This is a genomic window from Pallidibacillus pasinlerensis, from assembly GCF_009996845.1.
Taxonomy (GTDB): domain Bacteria; phylum Bacillota; class Bacilli; order Bacillales; family Caldibacillaceae; genus Pallidibacillus; species Pallidibacillus pasinlerensis.
In genome coordinates, this window is record NZ_JAACYS010000064.1 from 1 (window position 1) to 19,633 (window position 19,633).

Annotated in this window: 16 protein-coding genes and 4 pseudogenes; 8 read left to right on the forward strand and 12 right to left on the reverse strand. The window is 33.6% G+C overall.

Going from position 1 to position 19,633, the window contains the following annotated elements:
- Positions 1–853: 853 nt before the first annotated feature.
- Together GW534_RS12410 and GW534_RS16150 are read right to left on the reverse strand one after the other, a co-directional pair.
- Complete coding sequence (locus GW534_RS12410) at positions 854–1,000, reverse strand: hypothetical protein (RefSeq protein ID WP_161921339.1); 147 nt, start codon at positions 998–1,000, stop codon at positions 854–856.
- 133 nt (positions 1,001–1,133) lie between these two features.
- Positions 1,134–1,450 (reverse strand): annotated as a pseudogene (locus tag GW534_RS16150) (IS3 family transposase); the annotation flags it as partial.
- Here GW534_RS16150 and GW534_RS12425 point away from each other — a divergent pair.
- The 3 genes and pseudogenes from GW534_RS12425 to GW534_RS12435 form a co-directional block, all read left to right on the forward strand.
- Positions 1,447–1,909 (forward strand): annotated as a pseudogene (locus GW534_RS12425) (IS3 family transposase); the annotation flags it as partial. The pseudogenes GW534_RS16150 and GW534_RS12425 sit on opposite strands and share 4 nt — an antisense overlap.
- 640 nt (positions 1,910–2,549) lie before the next feature.
- Complete coding sequence (locus GW534_RS12430) at positions 2,550–2,912, forward strand: DUF2294 domain-containing protein (protein ID WP_161921341.1); 363 nt, start codon at positions 2,550–2,552, stop codon at positions 2,910–2,912.
- Between the two features lie 154 nt (positions 2,913–3,066).
- Entirely contained in the window at positions 3,067–4,077 is a 1,011-nt protein-coding gene (locus GW534_RS12435) for a sodium-dependent bicarbonate transport family permease (protein WP_161921342.1), read from the forward strand.
- A 244-nt stretch (positions 4,078–4,321) separates the two neighbouring features.
- On the opposite strand, the gene GW534_RS12440 is transcribed toward GW534_RS12435, so the two are convergent.
- From GW534_RS12440 to GW534_RS16515, 3 genes and pseudogenes are all read right to left on the reverse strand, one after another.
- Complete coding sequence (locus GW534_RS12440; RefSeq protein WP_202630926.1) at positions 4,322–4,957, reverse strand: hypothetical protein; 636 nt, start codon at positions 4,955–4,957, stop codon at positions 4,322–4,324.
- Positions 4,899–5,675, reverse strand: a complete 777-nt coding sequence (locus tag GW534_RS12445) for a transposase (protein WP_246204127.1) — start codon at positions 5,673–5,675, stop codon at positions 4,899–4,901. Before GW534_RS12445 ends, GW534_RS12440 begins: the two co-directional genes overlap by 59 nt.
- Positions 5,676–6,166: 491 nt before the next feature.
- Positions 6,167–6,447, reverse strand: a pseudogene (locus tag GW534_RS16515) (hypothetical protein); the annotation flags it as partial.
- Between the two features lie 79 nt (positions 6,448–6,526).
- Between GW534_RS16515 and GW534_RS12455 the strand changes: the two are divergent.
- The 3 genes and pseudogenes from GW534_RS12455 to GW534_RS12465 form a co-directional block, all read left to right on the forward strand.
- Positions 6,527–7,659 (forward strand): IS3 family transposase gene (locus GW534_RS12455; protein WP_161921344.1). Its coding sequence is split into 2 segments (ribosomal slippage): positions 6,527–6,776 and positions 6,776–7,659, totalling 1,134 coding nucleotides; the frame shifts between segments, so codons are not numbered across the junction.
- A 495-nt stretch (positions 7,660–8,154) separates the two neighbouring features.
- Positions 8,155–8,463 carry a UPF0236 family transposase-like protein gene (locus tag GW534_RS12460; protein WP_246204129.1) on the forward strand — a complete coding sequence of 103 codons (309 nt, stop codon included), beginning with the start codon at positions 8,155–8,157 and terminating at the stop codon, positions 8,461–8,463.
- 2 nt (positions 8,464–8,465) lie between these two features.
- A pseudogene (locus tag GW534_RS12465) lies at positions 8,466–9,107 on the forward strand (IS110 family RNA-guided transposase); the annotation flags it as partial.
- A gap of 300 nt (positions 9,108–9,407) precedes the next feature.
- On the opposite strand, the gene GW534_RS12470 reads toward GW534_RS12465, so the two are convergent.
- The 7 genes from GW534_RS12470 to GW534_RS12500 all read right to left on the reverse strand — a co-directional run bounded on the left by GW534_RS12470 (position 9,408) and on the right by GW534_RS12500 (position 18,610).
- The gene (locus GW534_RS12470) at positions 9,408–12,035 is read right to left on the reverse strand and encodes an FtsX-like permease family protein (protein ID WP_161921345.1); all 2,628 of its coding nucleotides are present in this window, start codon (positions 12,033–12,035) and stop codon (positions 9,408–9,410) included.
- Positions 12,036–12,046: 11 nt separating this feature from the next.
- Positions 12,047–12,724 carry an ABC transporter ATP-binding protein gene (locus GW534_RS12475; protein WP_161921346.1) on the reverse strand — a complete coding sequence of 226 codons (678 nt, stop codon included), beginning with the start codon at positions 12,722–12,724 and terminating at the stop codon, positions 12,047–12,049.
- A gap of 152 nt (positions 12,725–12,876) precedes the next feature.
- On the reverse strand, positions 12,877–13,242 hold the full coding sequence (locus tag GW534_RS12480) for a hypothetical protein (protein WP_161921347.1): 366 nt from the start codon (positions 13,240–13,242) through the stop codon (positions 12,877–12,879).
- Between the two features lie 383 nt (positions 13,243–13,625).
- Positions 13,626–14,117 carry a hypothetical protein gene (locus GW534_RS16155; protein ID WP_202630925.1) on the reverse strand — a complete coding sequence of 164 codons (492 nt, stop codon included), beginning with the start codon at positions 14,115–14,117 and terminating at the stop codon, positions 13,626–13,628.
- Between the two features lie 250 nt (positions 14,118–14,367).
- Complete coding sequence (locus GW534_RS12490; protein ID WP_161921348.1) at positions 14,368–15,384, reverse strand: hypothetical protein; 1,017 nt, start codon at positions 15,382–15,384, stop codon at positions 14,368–14,370.
- Positions 15,385–15,486: 102 nt separating this feature from the next.
- The gene (locus GW534_RS12495) at positions 15,487–17,871 is read right to left on the reverse strand and encodes an FtsX-like permease family protein (RefSeq protein ID WP_161921349.1); all 2,385 of its coding nucleotides are present in this window, start codon (positions 17,869–17,871) and stop codon (positions 15,487–15,489) included.
- A 64-nt stretch (positions 17,872–17,935) separates the two neighbouring features.
- Entirely contained in the window at positions 17,936–18,610 is a 675-nt protein-coding gene (locus tag GW534_RS12500; protein WP_161921350.1) for an ABC transporter ATP-binding protein, read from the reverse strand.
- Between the two features lie 174 nt (positions 18,611–18,784).
- On the opposite strand from GW534_RS12500, the gene GW534_RS12505 reads away from it, so the two are divergent.
- Positions 18,785–19,165 carry a hypothetical protein gene (locus GW534_RS12505; RefSeq protein WP_161921351.1) on the forward strand — a complete coding sequence of 127 codons (381 nt, stop codon included), beginning with the start codon at positions 18,785–18,787 and terminating at the stop codon, positions 19,163–19,165.
- 72 nt (positions 19,166–19,237) lie between these two features.
- Positions 19,238–19,633 (forward strand): VanZ family protein (locus GW534_RS16235; protein ID WP_407670478.1); only part of this gene is annotated, 396 nt, incomplete at its 3' end.

Below are 19,633 nucleotides of genomic sequence, written 5' to 3' on the forward strand. Positions count from 1 at the left end.
AAAAGTTATCACCTTCTTGACTATAAATGAATATTTGTTTATAATTTACATATAATATAGTAAGTATTACTTCCAGTCACCGTTTTGATAGGGAGTTTTTAAAGAAGAGACCATCCAGTCACCGTTTTGACAGGAGTGGTCTTTTTTCACTTTAAATTTGTTTTGAATCCAAATTCATTAACCTTTTTATCAAAATTGATTAACATTATCATACCAACGCCGATTTCTACATCTTTTATAAATTTTGGGAAACAGTAGTATCGGTTATTCTAACTATTCTTAGCTTTAAAACCCCATTGAACTTAATTTATCTCTTCCTTTGATTAAAATCTGGGAGAAATACAAAGGGTTAAAAATTTTATAGTCTTCTATTCAACTTTTACAGTAATTCCAAAAAAGACAAAATTGTTTAAACCTCTACAATTTCATTATTGTTCATTGTAAATTTTTCAACATATTTATTTGAAATTACCTTTTGATCCGTTACAAATGTAACACTGTATCTCGCTCTAGTTATAGCAACATATAAGCCTGCTTTAGTTTTCGGACTACTTACTGCCTCATAATCGCGTCAGAAAGTTCTCTCCAGTTGCCTTGAGATATGATAAAAGGATTAAAAATATCCCAGAAACTTTATCACCAATAAATTTTGGAAAATCTAAGGGACTTACCTAACAAATATAGAAAATCTAAATCTGCCCCGGCTAAATCCTGAACCTCATCAATCATAATGATATCATATATGTTCTCTAGACGTTCGATTACTAATCCGTTTGATCTTGAGTGAAATCAAAAGGTATATCGTCCAAATATGCTGTTAAATTAGACTCCCATCCGTTTTTTTGAGATATGTCTAAAGATATAGCCATTCTTTCTCTGATATTTCCCCAGTTTTTTCCGATAGTGTACGGTTAATCTGTGTTATAGAATCAATTTCAGAAAATTTTTCTTTAATATCTCTATAATTAAAATTTAATGTTGCACGTTGTTTCGGATCCAACGTTTCACCAATTACGCTTGAAATATATCTATCCGTACCGCTCCAATGTTTTCCCTCCGTTGGATCAATTAATACACATTTAACAGGATTGCTTCGTGAAGTTATCGGGTTAGATGCAAATGAATACCAATCTAGGTTTATATTGTGCTACTGTATACTTTGAAACAAGACCTTGCTCTTTCATCATTCGCCCAATGCGACGAAGGGATACGATTTTTCCTTGTTTTTCGAGTTCCTTTTTTATTTTTCTTTGTCCATAAATATCAGGACGGCACACATTGAACCCTGCGATTACTCGGGTTATTAAGTGCTGATACCGAGTATTTGTGACGGTTTTGGCGAATCACGACTATCTTTAAATATTTTTACAATTAATGTAGTTAGTTCTTCCTCTTGATTGTCACGAATTTTTGCTTCGTAATAGAACGTACTTCTAGGAATTTGTAGAATCCGAAGTAGGAAATACATTAAACCGAGAATTCAATCAAGAAGAAGAACTGAAAGTTGTTGTAAGTGATTTAACTTACGTCCTAGTAGCGCAAAAATGGCATTATATCTGCATTTTAGTAGATTTATTTAATCGTAAAATCATTGGTCATAGCGCTGGCGAAAATAAAAGACAATCTAAATCATCTCGAATTATTTCATACAGATCGAGGAAGTGAGTTTAAAAATAAACTCATTGACGAAGCATTAAAAACGTTTGGAATTGAACGATCGCTAAGTGAAAAAGGGCTACCTTATGATAATGCCGTTGCAGAAGCAACGTTTAAAACAATCAAAACCGAATTCGTAAACGGTAAAGTTTTTTCAAGCCTAGAAGAATTAGAACTAGAGTTGTTTGACTACGTAAATTGGTTTAACAACATACGCATTCACGGTTCTTTAGATTACTTAACGCCCAGATAATACAAATCTGTGCACCAAATGAAAGCAAGCAAGATTTAATTCAAAAACGTGCACTTTATTTGGAGAGGCGAGCATGGTAGCCTTGATGGCTGAGCCAAGTTTCATTAAAAACTAGACTTCTTGGCTCATGATCGTGCTCGCAGAGGCTCCAAGTAAAGTGACAAACGGTATCAACAAGATTTTGTTTAATCCGTCTAATGATATTTTAATAAGCAAATGTACCGTAAAAAAGTTGTCTAGTTTAGTGTTGACATACCAGACCCCTGAGGAAGCATTCGCACAATTTATTGTTTGTGTGGCCTAGGCCACACAAACAATAAATTGCAGGACTGACCAATAAAGTGGTTTTACGAAAGTGTTGCATTTAATATTGCAATTTAAGCACATTTTATATTAAAATATAGAATATAATTAAATTTTAACCGATGAAATTCTTATGAACTTTATAAACTCTGTGCTTTAGCATACTGTTAATCAAAAATTGACAGGATGAAAAAGCACTTCATTTTCTCGTACAGATTCAAATGATTAAACCTGTCCTATGAGGTCCTCTTTGACCCTAAAGCTGATACACTAGGAATGGATGTATAAAGTGAACAATTGGACCTCTTTTGGCATCTAAGTTTTTGAGGAGATGAATATGAACAAATCAAAAGGCTTTATTGAAGCAGAAATAAGTAAAGCAATCACTCAATGGGAAAAAGAATTCCTCGGCCGAGGTTCATTATCAGTTAAGACAGATATTTTACGAGATATGATCATTGTGAATTTACAAGGTATTTTAACACCTGCTGAATATTTAGTTTGTGAAACAAAAGAAGGATTGTTATCTATAAAGAGGATTCGTTCTGATTTAGTTGAATCAGGGATAAAGGATTTAAAGGAAATTATTCTCACGATTACTGGAGAAGAAGTAAAAAGTTTTTTCACCGATATCAGCACTCGTACAGGAGAACGAGTAATGGTATTTAAATTATTTAATAATCTTGAGAAAAAATTTTAAAATAAAAAATAAATATATAAGGGAGATCTTCAAAGAACCTATGTGGTTAGTTGAAGATAAACCGACAATTTTCAGAAAACACGGTTAACAAAAACCGTTCGTTCTGAAATTGTCGGTTTTTTTATTTGAAAATAATGCTTGAAGGAGGGCTAACATGTCAGAAATTATCATACAAAATTTATTATCACCAGTCGTGTTGTTTTTCGTATTAGGAATTATGGCTTCCTTATTTAAATCAAATTTAAAATTTCCAGACGGATTAAGTGAAGGACTAAGTATTTATCTGTTAATTGCTATTGGACTCAAAGGGGGAATTGAACTTTCCCATTATTCCATTGAATCTGTTATTGGCCCTATTTTTGGTGCATTATTTTTAGGAGTCATCATTCCTTTGATGACACTCATTATTTTACGATTAATGAAGATGGATCTAAAAAATTCTATTGGTCTAGCTGCAACTTATGGATCGATCAGTATTGTTACCTACGGAGCTGCCATCACGTTTCTTGAGAAAAGTGGAACAACTTATGAAGGATTTATGAATGCTTTAGTGGTGCTAATGGAAAGTCCTGCAATCTTAGTTTCATTACTGTTATTAAATATCATAGAAAAAAATAGGAATGTATCAGAAATATCCTATCAAAGCATGAAGTTTATTCCAGCACCAGCAAAGCTAATTGATAAAGAAGTCATTAAAGAAAGTATATTTGGAAAAAGTATATTGCTGCTGTTAGGAAGTTTATTCATAGGATTGGTCCTTGGAGAACGTGCTGTACCAACGGTTAAGCCATTATTTATAGACTTATATAATAGTGTGTTAATTCTTTTCTTATTGAACATGGGATTGATTGCAGGTAAGCGTCTGCCAGAAGTGAAAAAACACGGTTTCAAATTACTGTTGTTTGGATTAGGTGCTCCGCTTCTTTTTGGAAGTTTAGGCGTTTTCGTAGGGAGTCTTGCCCATCTATCTTTAGGCGGAAGTACATTAATGGGGGTTCTAGCAGGAAGTGCTTCTTATATTGCTGCACCAGCGGCATTAAAAACTTCTGTCCCAGAAGCAAATCCTTCGATTTATTTAGGATTATCATTAGGAGTTACTTTCCCGTTTAACCTTGTTATCGGAATACCTGTATATTATGAAATCGCTCAATGGATTGTTTTTTAGGGACATTTTTAGGGAACAGTCCTGCGATACTTTAAAGTATGAAAGAGAAGCGTGATGAAGGTAAGAAATATTGAGTTCAGGGTTGGATTCAAAATAACTATAGTATTGGTTTTACGTTAAATGATAGGGTGGTGACGTGATGTCGCCATCCTTATGTTATTTTTTATCGGCTCTATAATAAATGTTGGGGTTTTCATACAATTTTGGTCAAAAAAAACTTAGACGGCACAACCAACACAATAAATTAGTTGTGCCTTTTCCATTTCTCTTCAATAGTGTTTAAATATTCATTTGGTTCTTTTTTGAATCTTCTTTGTTTTATATGCTCGCCAATACGTTCCCATTTATTCGCTTCAGTATTATATGCTGAATAATTAACATTTTTTATCATTTGTAGCCCTTCCTGTTCATTAGAAACATTTTCTACAAATACAATGTTTTCACCGTGTCGGATAATATATCGATTCCAAGTCCGACTACCTGTGATTCTTCGGTGTTTTTGCTTTATTCTTCTAAAAAAGAGTTCTAAATCATTATTCGTTCTCGGTATAAGTGGATAATCATAAAAGGTGAAAAGTCCTTTCCAAAATCTTTTACTATACTTTAATAGGTTCTCTACAAACGGTTGATCTTCTTTCCGATTGAGCTCTTTTTCCATTTGGTTTAAATATTGCTTCAATCTGTTTTCGACCCAAAAACTTGTTTTATTCTCAGAAGGTTCCATAATGGTGGCAATCTTTTTAAATCGTGTATCCCAACGTTTTACGAGTTGATAATCTTCCTTATAGTTATCAACATTTCTGACTATTCTGAACAACTTTTCAAGTAGAGGAGTCCCCTTTTTTATCCAGGCATTTTTCAATCGAATCTTTAATCGCATTCGTTCGTTCAAAAACACAAGTGCCTGGTAATTCGAATGGTGGCTTACCATCTTCTAGAAGAACGGATCGAATAGCCGCAATATAGTCACTTGCTACCTCTTCTTCTATGTTTTTAGATGGAGAATTTTCAATTTTTCTTTCAACTTCCCTTATTCCCCTTAGCTTCTTTTTGATATTCGTTTTTAGTTTTCTATCTTTTTCAACTAATGGTTTGGCTATGTCTTTAAAGTAATGAAACTGACAATATTGATACGGAATATCTGGAGCTATTTGTTCAATTGCTAAACGAATGGATTGTTGCCCATCACTGATAAAACTTTGGATTGGATAACCCCAGTCTAAAATGTGTTGAATAATACCTATCAGTTCTTGAGAAACACTGCTTTTTAAATTATGTGCAGCTAAAATAGTACCACTAAGAACTTCACGGATGACATACAATGTTTCGTTACCTTTTTCGGGTTGGACACCATCAATAGATAAGACAATTCCTCCATGTTCTTTCACAATATTTTCTAATGTCTCTTTCATATTTTCTTTAACGCTTGCCCGCAGTAATAACGCATATCTTTCATAAAGTTTCTGTACTTGCCTCTCAGAAATTTTCACTTCTTTTTCCGATAATATAGTAGCTATCTCAGATCGAGTCTTATGTTCTTTAAACCGTAAATATCCGATATATGCGATGACATCCATTCCATAAGTAATGTACTTCATACTTAATTATTCGGCTTCAGCTGAACGATATACTGTGTCATTAGAACAGGAGTTATTCTCACATCGGTATCCTAGATTTATGATTTTAAATTCACCTTTTAGGGTAGAAATTGTTTTTCTCCAAACAGGGTGACAGTATACTAATTTATTACCACATTCTGGACAATTAATTATCTCGGGTCTAAAGTATTTTGATTCGATTGGATTTAATCTATTTTTGGTACGCATAAATAATCACCAACTTAAATAAAATTCAGGTCTATTATAACCTAAATTTAATGTTGGTGTTATTTATTCCGTCTAAGATTTTATATTGATGATTGTTGATAGTACCACGCTTATTAACAAATATAAAATGTGTCAATATCAAACGAAAAGATTTATTTCCATTTTTTTGCAACCATGTTGTCATTCACAATCGAGTAGGAGGGAGCGATTAACTCCCGTCCTCTCACACCACCGTACGTACGGTTCCGTATACGGCGGTTCAATTAAGATAATTGACGCAAGTTTTCATAACGTGCTTCAAGACTTTTCAGCCCTTGGTTTCTCCAATAGGAGTTACCAAGGGTTCTGTGTCATATTGGACTATTTGAAATACGCCAATAACTCTTCCGAGTATTTCCCCATTCATACGCTTGCCATTGTGCTAAGTCCTGCTCGTTTACTTTTCACGTAAATGTTACAGTCCCGCATATCGAACGAATTTGTGTCCTCTTCTTTCCAATTCTTTATCTAGTTCATCTAGTACAATATTAGATAGTAGCGGACTTTGAATCGGTTACACTTAGTTGGACAGATCTATTAAGGTCATATAGACTTGATTCAACTTAATCGGAGGAGAATCGAAAATGACCAAAAGGAAAAGAAGAACTTTTTCAAAGGAATTTAAAGAACAAATCGTACAGCTGTATGCATCTGGAAAGCCACGAGCCGAAATTATCAGGGAGTATGATCTGACACCCTCTTCCTTTGATAAATGGGTCCGCCAACATAATACGAGTGGCTCTTTTGAAGAAAAAGATAACCGAACGCCTGAACAGGAAGAACTAATTAAGTTACGTAAAGAAAATCAAAGACTGACGATGGAGAATGATATTTTAAAGCAAGCCGCGCTGATCATGGGACGAAAGTAGATGTGATTCGAAATAACGCTCACAAATACTCGGTATCAGCAATGTGCGACGTCCTACAAATCCCTAGAAGTACGTATTATTATGAGGCAAAAATCAAAGATGACCAGGTAGAAGAGGAGCTGACAAGGCTTATCAAAGACATATTCAAATCCAGCAGAAATAACTACGGCCAGAGAAAAATAAAGATTGAGCTTCAAAAGAAGGGTTGGCAAGTGTCGCGCCGTCGTATTGGGCGGATTATGAAAGAGCAGGGACTTGTCTCCAAGTATACCGTAGCCCAGTTTAACCCCCGTAAAACTTCAGTCAATGAATCGGAGGTTGGAAACGTACTCAATCGAGAGTTTAATCAAGACAAGGAGTTAAAGGTTGTTGTCAGTGATCTGACTTACGTCCGTGTGGGATATAAATGGCATTACATCTGTGTTTTGGTAGATTTGTATAATCGCGAAATCATTGGCTACAGTGCCGGTCCCGAAAAAACTGCGGCCTTAGTTCAGCGTGCCTTTGCATCGGTTCCCTATAGTCTGAATCGCCTTGAATTATTCCATACTGATCGGGGTAGTGAGTTTAAAAATAAGCTGATTGATGAGGCGCTTGAAGCTTTTGACATTAAGCGTTCCTTGAGCGCAAAAGGAACGCCTTATGACAATGCGGTTGCTGAAGCTATGTTTAAAACTATCAAAACAGAGTTCGTCAATGGCGCCGTTTTTTCTAGCCAACAGGAACTGGATCTTGGGCTATTTGATTATGTGAATTGGTTTAACCATATTCGAATCCATGAATCGCTTGGCTATTTAACACCGAGTGAATATAAACGCAAGCATCAGGCTGAAAGGTGCGCTATTTAGCAGGAAGGCGCACGCTTTACTTGGAGAGGCGGGCATGATAGCCTTGGCGGCTGAGCCAGATTTCCTTACATATCTGGCTTCCTGGCTCGAAAGTCATGCCCGTAGAGGCTCCATGTCAAGCGACAATTTGAATGCACTATCTTTCATTAAAGCTTCAGATTTTCAATACTGTTTACAAGTCTATGTCCCTTAAAATAATTGTTCAGTTTAGTGTTGACATTCCACTTTGTTCTCTGAGCATATAACGAGTTTTTATTACCCCTACCTCTTTTTCCACCTACACCTTTTATATTAGGTGAAGTATGAGTAAAATTATTGTGGGCGGAATAAATTTTATCCCCTTCATTTAGTGAACGAACGTAGTGAGTTCACTAAATGAAGGGGCAAGCAAGCGGAAGCGCGGTAGGAAAAAAGCAGATATAATGAAAAAGAGGGTACTCCTTGGTAGAATGATAGTCAAGCAAAACAACCATTACCGAGAAAGGAGTATCCCTCATGGAAAAGAATATCACAAAATATCCAAATTTAAAAGAAATTGAGCAAATGGTTTGGAGGCAATTACAAGATACCTTCTCCAGCGTTATGAAAAATATTTTGGAGGATATGGATCAACAGATTGCAGAAGAACGAGATAAAAAACGCTATCGACTCATTGATAAAAGAAAATATCATATAACTAGTCTCTTCGGAGAGATTGAATTAAATCGTAATTATTACCGTGACCGGGAGACAGGGGAATATGTTTTTCTCCTTGATCGTTATTTAGAGTTTCATGAGAATATCACGGGTAAACAGATAAGGTAATTTTGGCTAATAGGATTCACGAGCTTTGTCCAAGACGTTCAGAAAAATGGGCGGAAGAAAAGGCTGAAAAGCTCATAGCTGCGGCACTTCGTAATCCATTTCAAGAAACGCTTTTATCAAAGTCATATATTGAGTATAGAAATGTATATTAATATGCTTCTAGAATACCAAAAACACCTATCAAAACTTGAGGTTCAAATAGGTGCTTTGGCAAAGGAGATTGAAGAATTTAAGATTATCAGTACATCCCCGGTATTGGTGAGAAAATCGCCGCCACGATTATTTCAGAAATTGGGGAGATAGATCTGTTTGATAATCCTAAAAAACTAGTAGCTTTTGCCGGTATAGATCCAAGTATCTTTGAATCAGGTCGATTTAAAGATACAGTTAATCGAATTACCAAAAGAGGATCTAGCCGACTGAGACATGCTTTATTTATGGCAGTTCGCTCCGCAATTCGTGATTCTCGCAAACAAAGGACAACAGATGAAATCATTCCTCGTAACAAAAAATACGGGCCTTTTATGATAAAAAACGAGAAGAAGGAAAGCCTTATAAAGTAGCTATAATTGCGTGTGCAAATAAACTATTACATTGGATTTACGCACTTTTAAAAAGCATCTACCTTCCAAGATATTGCTTAGTTAACAAACTTAACCGCTCCATCCAAAACCTTCCAGTAAAAGAACTAAGGAGGATTATTTGGCATGCGTAAATTTAATATATCATAAGTAAGTTATGTTTTTTAGAGAAAAATATTGACAACTATTAGCTGGTTTAGTTTAAGTGTAGCTTCTCATAAACATTACATTATCTTCTAATAGGAGCCTTAGACATAGAAATACCTCCTCAAATTTTTATTCGAAGAGGTTATCTCATGTTTTTATTCTTGATGATTGGCTGTAACTATTTGATGTTCTCCTTAATTATAAATATGACATCCTTCACTTTGGTAAATCCATTTCTTTACTAGAATTTAGTTTTGACGACACACCTTTTGATACATGTTTATCCAATCGTTTTGTCAATTGATAGTGAATAACTATACTTGCAACAATCAATACCACACTATATAAACCAACGAATGATAAAAGAATTACAAGTATCCCCTTTGTTAATATTGGATAAAATACACTATACATCCCTATGCTACCTACACTTCCTATTGCAATAGCAATCCCAGACCATATCGCTACTTCTTTTAGGTAAAGTGTAAAGATATGTTTTTGATTCCAACCAATGGAACGAAATGTATTTATTTCATTTTCTCGTATTTTTAATAAAGATACTAAACTTTCTACAAGTGTTATTATCGAAAGTATATATGTGTTTGCAGTTAATATTAATGATAATCGATTTGTTTCTAAATTTACAAATTCTCCAAGTAAAGTTATACTCGTTTGCTCCATTGTTGAACTTAGAGATATATAAACAAACGAAGATAAAAAACTAACGAATAAAGCCTGAATAAAAGAAGGTCGTATATGTTTTTTAAAGAATGCAAGGTTTTTCCAAACTAGTGATATCTTTTTATTTACATTTTTATTAGGAATTACCTTTTTACTTTGATTCATTTTGTTAATTTTCATTCGAATAAAGAAAAATACGATTAAACAGGTAACTAAAATAGTTATTCCGTACAAGATGTACAAGTAGTTATCAAAGTCGTTGAATTTCTTTATCATCCAAATAAGTGGGGAAGAAATGATTGCGGCTATCAATATTAAAAAGATCATTTCTTTCTGATATAAATTGTTAATATGTTTCTTTTCCCAACCGAGTTGATACATCATTAAAATTTCCTTTTCCGAATGTACTTCCCAAAATTGCATACGATTGACCAGATACGATAAGATAACAATCAAAAAAAAGATAGCCAAAATTCCATTTGTTAAGTTCCATTCACTTACTATACTTCCTGCAGCTCCAAGTGTTGTCCACGATTCTTCTACTTTTCCAATTCCCTCCACATCGACAACAACCTTTTGCGGTGAAGCACCTGCTATAATGGTCACATCTAATCCCATTTCTTCAATTTCTTTAGCCACTTTTTCTATTTTTTCTGCTGCTTCATTCGTATATTCTGTAATACCTGCCACTTTAACTCGTATCGCATCAATGGGTTTTTCACCTTTTATGAGTTCTGCTGATTGGATGTTTGTTACCCCTTCAGCGGGAGAACTAACAAAACTTCCTGGAGTAACTGTTGCTTTGAGTTGGATGGATTCACCTGTATCCTCACTAATATAGGTAACTGGATCGTACTGATAGATTCCCAAAGGACTTGAAGCTAGTTGATTTTCCTTATCCCATATTTCAAGACTATCAACAGGGTCAAGTACCCAAGTAACAGAATCTTTAAGTTCTTCATTGACTAGTGCCTCATCAATTCTAACCCCTACCTTCTCAATATCTCTATAAATTGGCACTCCATTTTCTTCTCCGAGTTTTTTCAATGAGAGATGTCCATCTTTATACAGATAATCTAAGTAACCTGCTCGATAATAAACACTTGTTGGTTGATAATTTACCGATATAGGAATTCCTAACTCAGTTAAGGTATTTATATTTCCATCTTTATCTATATAAATACCATCCATGTTTTGAATAAAAGGATTGATTAAATCGGTAAAATCCAATTGACGGTCAACTTTTACTATTCCTTTTACTTCTTCTAAATTCTGTACAAAATGTCTATATTCTTCTGTTCCAAAAAGATGAATGAATTTTGTTAAATACTCTGAAGATTCATTTCCGATTCCATAATCTTTTCGGAAGTTTTCCACTTCATTGTCTGTTAATTCTAAGGATTCAACTTGTAGGTTAGCTTTCAGAGCAGATCGGCTATTCAAAATTTCAATTATTGGAATAGTAGTAGCATTTGGAAAGAGGTTTGCAATATCCTGTCCCCATCCTATTTTTGGTGCTTCAGAATTTATGGGGGCGAATGAAATATTAGTTAATTTTTCTTCTTCATCTGGATCAATTGCAACTAATAAATGGTAAGTCGTCGCAAGAGGAAATCCTACTGTTTCCTCAGTACATTCATTTAATAAATCCTCATGATTAATCGCATATTCTTTTTCACCAGTTGGTAATTTAAGTTGAAAACAAGAATATTCTGTTCCTATAGCATAATCATTAATACCGTCCGTCGTGTAATATTGCAACATATAGCGATTGTTTTCATTATCTAAAGACTCAATCACTACATTGTTTTTTACGGATGCAAAATAGCCTAATGATGCAACGGGTGCAGCGATTTCAATATCTTCACGTTTTTTTATCGTTTCCCATTGTTCAATAGAGATACCGCCATGCCCGAAACCTATATAATTCTCTGGAACCATACCTAACTGGTCTTCAAGAGGATGTTTACCCTCTTGGGTGCGAACGAGCAAATCATAACTACCTCTTGCATAATGTGTAACATCAGATTCTACCTTTTGATGGATATTTTGGATAGAACTAAAAGTTAATGGTTCCATAATAAAAATAATGATAATGGCAAGGATAAATAAAAAACTATATAGTTTTTGTCTAATTATTTTTTTCAAATATAGTTTATCCATACTTCAACCACCTATAAACCAACAGTTGTTTCATCTTGTATTTGGCCATCTCGTAAATAGATAGATGTATTTCCCCATTTAGAAACCTCTATGTCATGTGTAACTAATATAATTGTTATTCCTTTTTTATTTAATTCATCTAAAACCGCCAGTATAGTTTCTCGGTTCTCTTGATCTAAATTCCCTGTAGGCTCATCACACAATAAAATTGGGGGGTTGTGAAGAATGGCTCGAGCAATTGCTGTTCGTTGCTTTTCACCACCCGAAAGCTCGTGAGGTAATGCGTTTATACGATGTGTCATATGTAATTCCTCTAAAACAACTTTCGCTTTTTCTTCAATAAGTTTTCTCGGCTGGTATGGCCATTGTGGAAGCATTACATTTTCTAACACGTTATATTGTTCAAATAGCCGGAAGTCCTGAAATATGTATCCTATTTGTGATCTTCGATATTCCTGTATCTCATTGAGAGATAATACTGATAGTTCCGTTCCATTGACTGTAATTGTTCCCGATGATAGTCTGAGCATCCCGCCTATCACGTTTAATAGCGTCGTTTTTCCAGAACCAGATGGGCCCAGGATATTCACCCATTGTCCTTTTTCAATACACATTGTCACATGTTTTAAAGCAAAAACCGTATCTCTCCCATTAAATCTGACAGAACCGTTATTTAAATGAATAAACATCTCTTTCTCTCCTTTAAAATATGTACAAAAACGAAAGTATCGATTAAAAGTAAATTGCTCTTAGATTAATCAAAGAGCAATTTACTAACTTCTTACAGTACTATTCATAATTGTTTAGTTATCAAACAACTTAACATAAAAAGAAGATAGAATTAATATCTGAAATGGTAGACTTTTCCTGTAGCTAGTCCAACAGTGAGAGATGGTTCCTTATAATCATATACAGATAAAGTTGGTGTATATGTGGTTGATTGAACTCCACTTTTGAGTTGATAATTATGTTCATACGTATCTCCAGTTCTATTGGTACGGCTTTGAGTTTTGATATTACCATCCCCTAAGTTAAGTCTCCAGGTATATTCTCCAGAACCTCCGCTCCACGACATTGAGAACTTCGCTGTAGCTAGTTGTCCACGGATAGTCTGACTTGGCGTAATCTTCGCTGCTGCGCTTGCTGTACTAGAAATAGATAATAGTAATACTAGAACAATACCTAAAGAAAATATCTTCTTTTTCATATTAATATCCCCCCTTCCTTCTTTTTTGACTAAATATTAGCATAATTTTTTATTTTATACATTACATTTTCGTTACAGAATTATTACAATAGATGAAATTATTAGTTAATTTATTCACAAAATGGATCTGTCTATCTTTTACCTGAGTAAAGTTACCTGTCCCTATCTAAGCTAGAAACACATATTGCAGGAATGCTGCCCGTTACTTTAAGTACAAAATTTCACATTCTCCTTTTTAGTTGCACCACAATTTGGATTATGTAAATATTAGTCCTAATACAATCAGTTTAGTAATATATAATGTTTTATTAACATACTGCCAAATTATACCGAAATTAATTTCCCGAAACATTAAACTTTACAGAAAAAATCTGGTCATTCAATTATATTAATTTAATTTTTTCAACGAGTTCTTTTCGTTCAGTTAAGGGTAGTGTTTTAATTGCCATTAACAGAGCTTCAATGGTTAACCATTTGCTTTCCTTTTTCAAAAATAACCGGATTCTTTCTTTTAAAGAATCTGATACTTCTGTTTCATTCATCCCTGCTTCAATAAATAGTTGCACAATTTCATCTACTACTTCAGGAGTAATCTGCTTTTCTCGCTCTTGCAACTCTTCTTCGATCTCCGACCAATAATCTCTCAAAAATTGCTCCCACTGGTCGTCCTCCAAGTAAAATAAATCTATATAATAATTCTGGTAAGTAATCTCTCCATCCTTTTCATAGAAATTTCTTTTACCAAAGTTATTATTTTGCTGGGAATATAAAGCTTGTAGATTTTGAACTAACTGATTAAATCGCAAATCCGGTTGCTGCTCCCATATTTTGAACAACAGAGTTAAAATCCTTGGAATCCTCTTCGGATCTCTCACTTTCATACCCCTCCAATACAAAAAAATATCTGCTTACTTTACCGAATAATTTATCTTATCACTGCTTACTTTACCGAGTAATTCACCGGTTAGCTTATTGAGTAAAATTCAAGAACTGGTTAAACCCTTTGATATCAAGGGATTCTTAACATTAAATTTCGGTAAAGCAAGCATCGAAGGATACTTCGATGAGTACTTTACCGAAACACTAATTAACGAACTGCTCATTTTACCGAATTAGAGAGTGCTTTCATTTTCTTGAATATCTTGCTTCTAATCCGGCAATTGTCATATTTTCATTCACATCATTATGTGGTATTAATAAATAAACCCATTCTTTACCACCATTTTGCATTTCGTGTTTGGTTGCATACTTACACCATTCAATCGCTGCATGTTTTTTTGCCTCTACTTCTTTATCGCTATCAATTTTATTAGCTGCTTTCAATTCTACCAGATATTTTTTATCTTCCGTTTCTACTATAAAATCTGGATTGTATGATTGTTTTTGATTATAATAGATTTTCAATTGATTTAAGGCTGGTTTAAACCAGACTTTTACTTTTGGATCTTGTTCACATATAACAGCGAATCTACGCTCATTTTCTGCATCAAATTTTTGGATTGGATATAAGCAACGACTAAATCCACCAAAACTCATTCCCTTAATGGATGAAGGGTTTTCTACAGGAATACGAAAATCTTTAACTTCCTCATCTATATTCATGGAGTATGTGTTTGTCTTTAAAACCTCAAAATCGCTTCTTACATGAACATCATATTCCACTTTTGATTCCACATAATGATCTAACATTTGAGCATGAATATTATTTGCCAATAGCTGCTGATTATATAACAAAACGTTTCTAACATCATTATCGTCCTTTAAATACGATTTGAGATGAGCAATTAATTGATTTACTAATTTATAAAGTAAATCTGCATGTTCTTCATACGATATGTCGTCAAAATCAATTAATCTAGAAATAATATAGTTTTCTAAAGGTTCATTTTCGTTTACTTCAACTTTAAAATGCAATGTGTCTCTTTGTCTTGTTCTTAATTCCTGAAGTAGAATATCCTGAGTAACTGGTTGTAAATTAATATTTGAGACATCTAAATCAAAATCTTCAAAGTCCCAAGAAATTTCACTCTTTGGCTGAAGTATTATTTTTGGAATATCTATTGTCTTTTCAACGATGTAATCTGTAACAGTTTCTACAATTTCTTCAACTACATTTGTTTCATCTTCAAAAACTAACTCCATTTGACCTGTAGGGTATAATGTTTTTATCTCTTTAATAAATCTAATTATTAAATTCTTTAGCGGCTTTATAAAGGAATTATTTATTAGAAATGACCACTTGCATCATTCTTCTTCTCTAATTAGTGAGAAAATAGACTGATTCTTTATTATTCTGATGATGATAAACCACCCAATTAGTGTTAATAAAAACAGTACTAATACAGACAAACAGAAATATTGAATGTAGAAGAAAAAGGAATACAAGGTATTCATAAATTTGGTTAATGAGAATAGTATTAACGCAATAATTGTCGAGGTTATGAGATAAGAGAATTGTTCAAAAAACATCAATTCATAAACAGTTCTTTTTCTCATACCCATTGAGAGATAGACCCCCCACTCACGCTTTTGTGTTTTATACTTACTAAAAACGATGACTGTCATACTAATAATCGATAGCAAAATGGATACTATAAAGGTTAATTTGCCTAAATACCCAACAAAAACAGACATGCGGGTGTCTTCATCTATAAAAGTAGAGATGTTTTGGTACAAACTTCCGGGTGTTAATGCAATAAGAGAATATATTCTCGATTCAATTTCTTTTCTTTCTTCTCCTTTTAAATCGGGTTTTAGGAAGAATGCTAATTCATTGTAACCTTTGAATAAACCTTGTTCGATTGCTGAATCCTCCGAGAACACAATCGTGAACTCAGGATATTCGATAATGGTAGAGCTATCAACTTGAAACTGAAAAGGTTCGTTGCTTACTTCTAGGACTTCAAAATTCCAAAACCGTGTATCATATCCATGGCTTGTAGTTCTTTTCTTTGTTTGGGCAAAGGTTATTGTTTCCCCTTGTAGACTTTTTTCTCCCATGATATTTGATGACACTGGATAATGTATGATAACTTTATCTGAAAAGTCCTGAAAATTATATGCTGGATAAAGCAGCTCAAACTCATCCTCATTCAAGGTGATATATCTTACATTAGGAATAATATATTTATCATTGTAAGTTGAACTTAACGAACCATTTTGAATGATCCATTGTCGAATATCATAGTTTATTTGTTCTTCCCTTAACAAAGGATGTACATCTACCATGAATGGATTCTTTTCCACGAATTCTATATTTTTGTCCTTTTCAATCTCCCTTACATCATCTGGTGGAAATGTTAAGCCTTCCTTTAATAAAACATCCAAATTTTCTCTTGTGTCAAAACCATAGATTTCTTGTGAATTCAAATAATAGTCCACTTTAGAATCCCAAATACCTGCCGATTCTTTTTCTATAAAGACTGAAAATGTAATAATTAGAATCGCCAGTGTCAACATTGAAACGATCAATATAGATTGTTTTGGATAACTTAAAACCTGAGTCCATACTTTCCTTAGTGTAAAATCTTTGATTTGGGTTGGTATTTTTACAGATGTCTTTCTTTCTTGTAATTGCTCTTTAATTAAAGAATAGATTGATTGTTTTCTTATATTCTTAATCGCTCTGAAAGAGCTATATACCGTTATTAAAAATATGGCAATTAACCATAGTGCCACGACTCCCATTATAGGTAAGAATTCAGAGATATCAAAACCACTCACATGAAATGTCTTTTTAATGATAGTTGAATGTAAAATGATTTGTAACGGAATCGCTAGAATAATACTTGATAAAAAAATGATTGTTACTTGAGCAAGGCTTACCTTTAACAAGTCTTTATTGGTAGAACCTACAGATTTTAAAATGCCGAACTTTTTTGTTTGCCCTATATTAAAATAGTGAAGTAAACAAATCATACATAGGAATGAAGCAACTAGTGTAATAACTTGGAACATCAAAGTCACATTAGATATATGTTTAAGATTTGCTAATGAGTTAAAAAAAAGCCTTTCATTGAAAAATCCTTTATGTTCAGCAAGTACCTCATTTGCCTTTTCCGTAATACGTTCAATATTCCCATCATTTTCCTTTAATTTCACTAAGAGGTTTTTATGAGCAGCAGTTATTTCACTTTTCTCAGATAGAAAAATGTTAGGAAAATCATTTACACCTTTTTTAAAATCGTAGGGAACAGACCATCTTGCTGAATAATCTTTAACAATACCAGTCAAAGTAAGACTGATGTTTTCATTATTGATTTTTAGTTCTCTTTGCTCCCCTATCTCCCAGTTACTATCAATGGATTGTAAATAGGAAAATTCTATTGAAACTTCATTTTCTTCTGTAGGAAATGTACCATCAACTAATTCAATTCTTCCCATTTTTATCGCTTGTTCATCCATTTTTCCGACAGTCGCAATATGACCTTTTTCCATTTTAACTGTCCCGACTATTTGGTATTCTCCTACTTTTTCTGTTTTTATGTTATTCAGAGTGAAACCCTGTTTAGTGTTTATATCCAAAAGAGTAAGAGTATGCTCCCCATAGTCTTGATAGCCTTGCTCTTTAATTCCTGCTTTAATTGATTCCGAAGCTGTAAAAACCGATATGATTATTGATAAGATCACCGACAGCACAAAAGTCATTAAGATGAACCATTTTAACCTGGATTTTAATAGATTGTATGCCAGTCTAAGCACTCTCGTTCTCCATTCTTAACTCCCCATTTTTCATGGTATATAAAGTATGAGAAGTATATATTAAGTTCTTTTCATGGGTGACAATTACCAATGAAATTCCATACTCGGCATTAAGTTCGGTTAAGAGTTTAACTATAACTTTGGTTGAATAGTGATCCAGGTTTCCTGTTGGTTCATCAGCAAAGACAATATCCGGGAGGGTAATCAAGGCCCTTGCTATAGCCACTCGTTGTTGCTCACCACCGGATAATAGGGATGTCTTTTTATGTAAAAGGCTGTCGATATACAATCTTTCTGCCAATTCTTTTACATTTAACTTTTGTTGAGTATTCTCATTGAAAATTAAGGGCAATTCTATATTTTCCTTTACTGACAATTCTGGTAAAAGATTAAAAGATTGAAAGACAAAACCAAATGAACAACCTCGTATTTGAGCTTGTTCTTGATCAGACAGCTCATAAAATGAACGATTATTGAAATAGACTTTTCCTTGAGTAGGTTGCTCAAGTCCCCCGAGCATACTTAAAAGAGTGGACTTTCCTGAACCACTCTTCCCCTCTATGACATATATCTTTCCCTTTTTTATTTCAATTGAAGTTGGCTTAACAACCGTTTGGTTATTAAGAAAAGTTTTACTAATCTCACTTGTTCGTAGGATCGCAGACAAAAAAAAGCACCTCCAATAAATTACAGATTATGATATTTTTATTTTCACACACAATTCATTTTTTGGCAAATTATATAAAATACTTCCAATTTTGCAACTATTTGTTATAATGTATTTTAGTAGTTTTAAATAATAATATAGGAGGACAAGAAAATTGAAGAAAAAATAAAACGTGTGCTACCAATATTATTTGTTATTGCATTGCTATTTCCAATTTCAGCCAGTGCATATAGCAAAGGCTACTCATTCAAAATCACGCATAGTGTGACAGGTGGGAAAAATCATGATTTAGCGAATAAGGCTACATCTACTACCGTTGAAGGCAACACATATTGGGCAAGTGGCAGTACTAAGGCTGACAAAGCCAATTATACTGTAACACTAACAAATGGATGGTTTACATCTTATACTGTAAAAGACATTAAGGCAGATGGATACCGTTACAATAAGAGTTTCGGTACAGTAAAGAAAGACACCTATGCTGTAAGAGTGGTGAAATCCACCGGTGGTGCCTACGGCGACTACATTGAAGGATCTGGAACAATAAAACAATAATTTTTATTAGTAGCTTAATAGATCGGTAACATTCATTCTATTAAGCTATTTTTTATGATTGGAGGGTTTGCTATGCTCACTTGGTTATTACAATCTATTGTATTTTTGGCAATTCCTGCTACTGTTCTCTATATCATCATTAGATTGTTATTTGTGAAAAAATATAAAATAAATTTAAGGATGGAAATGATACGAATAGCTTTTCTGTCTTATTTAGTCTGTTTCATATCCATTGTATGGCTAAAACCAACGTACACTTTAAATTATATTCCTTTTAATGCTATCCCTTTCAAAACAATAGCACAGTATTTTATCGCCCTACCAAGTAATGACCTCCCTTTCCTTATTACTTTTAGTAATCTTTTAGGAAATATTGTACTAACGGTACCATTAGGCTTTTTTATTTTTCTTATAAACAAAAGGATTAGAACTTTAACCTTGGCGTTAATAGCATCATCTATTTGTCTT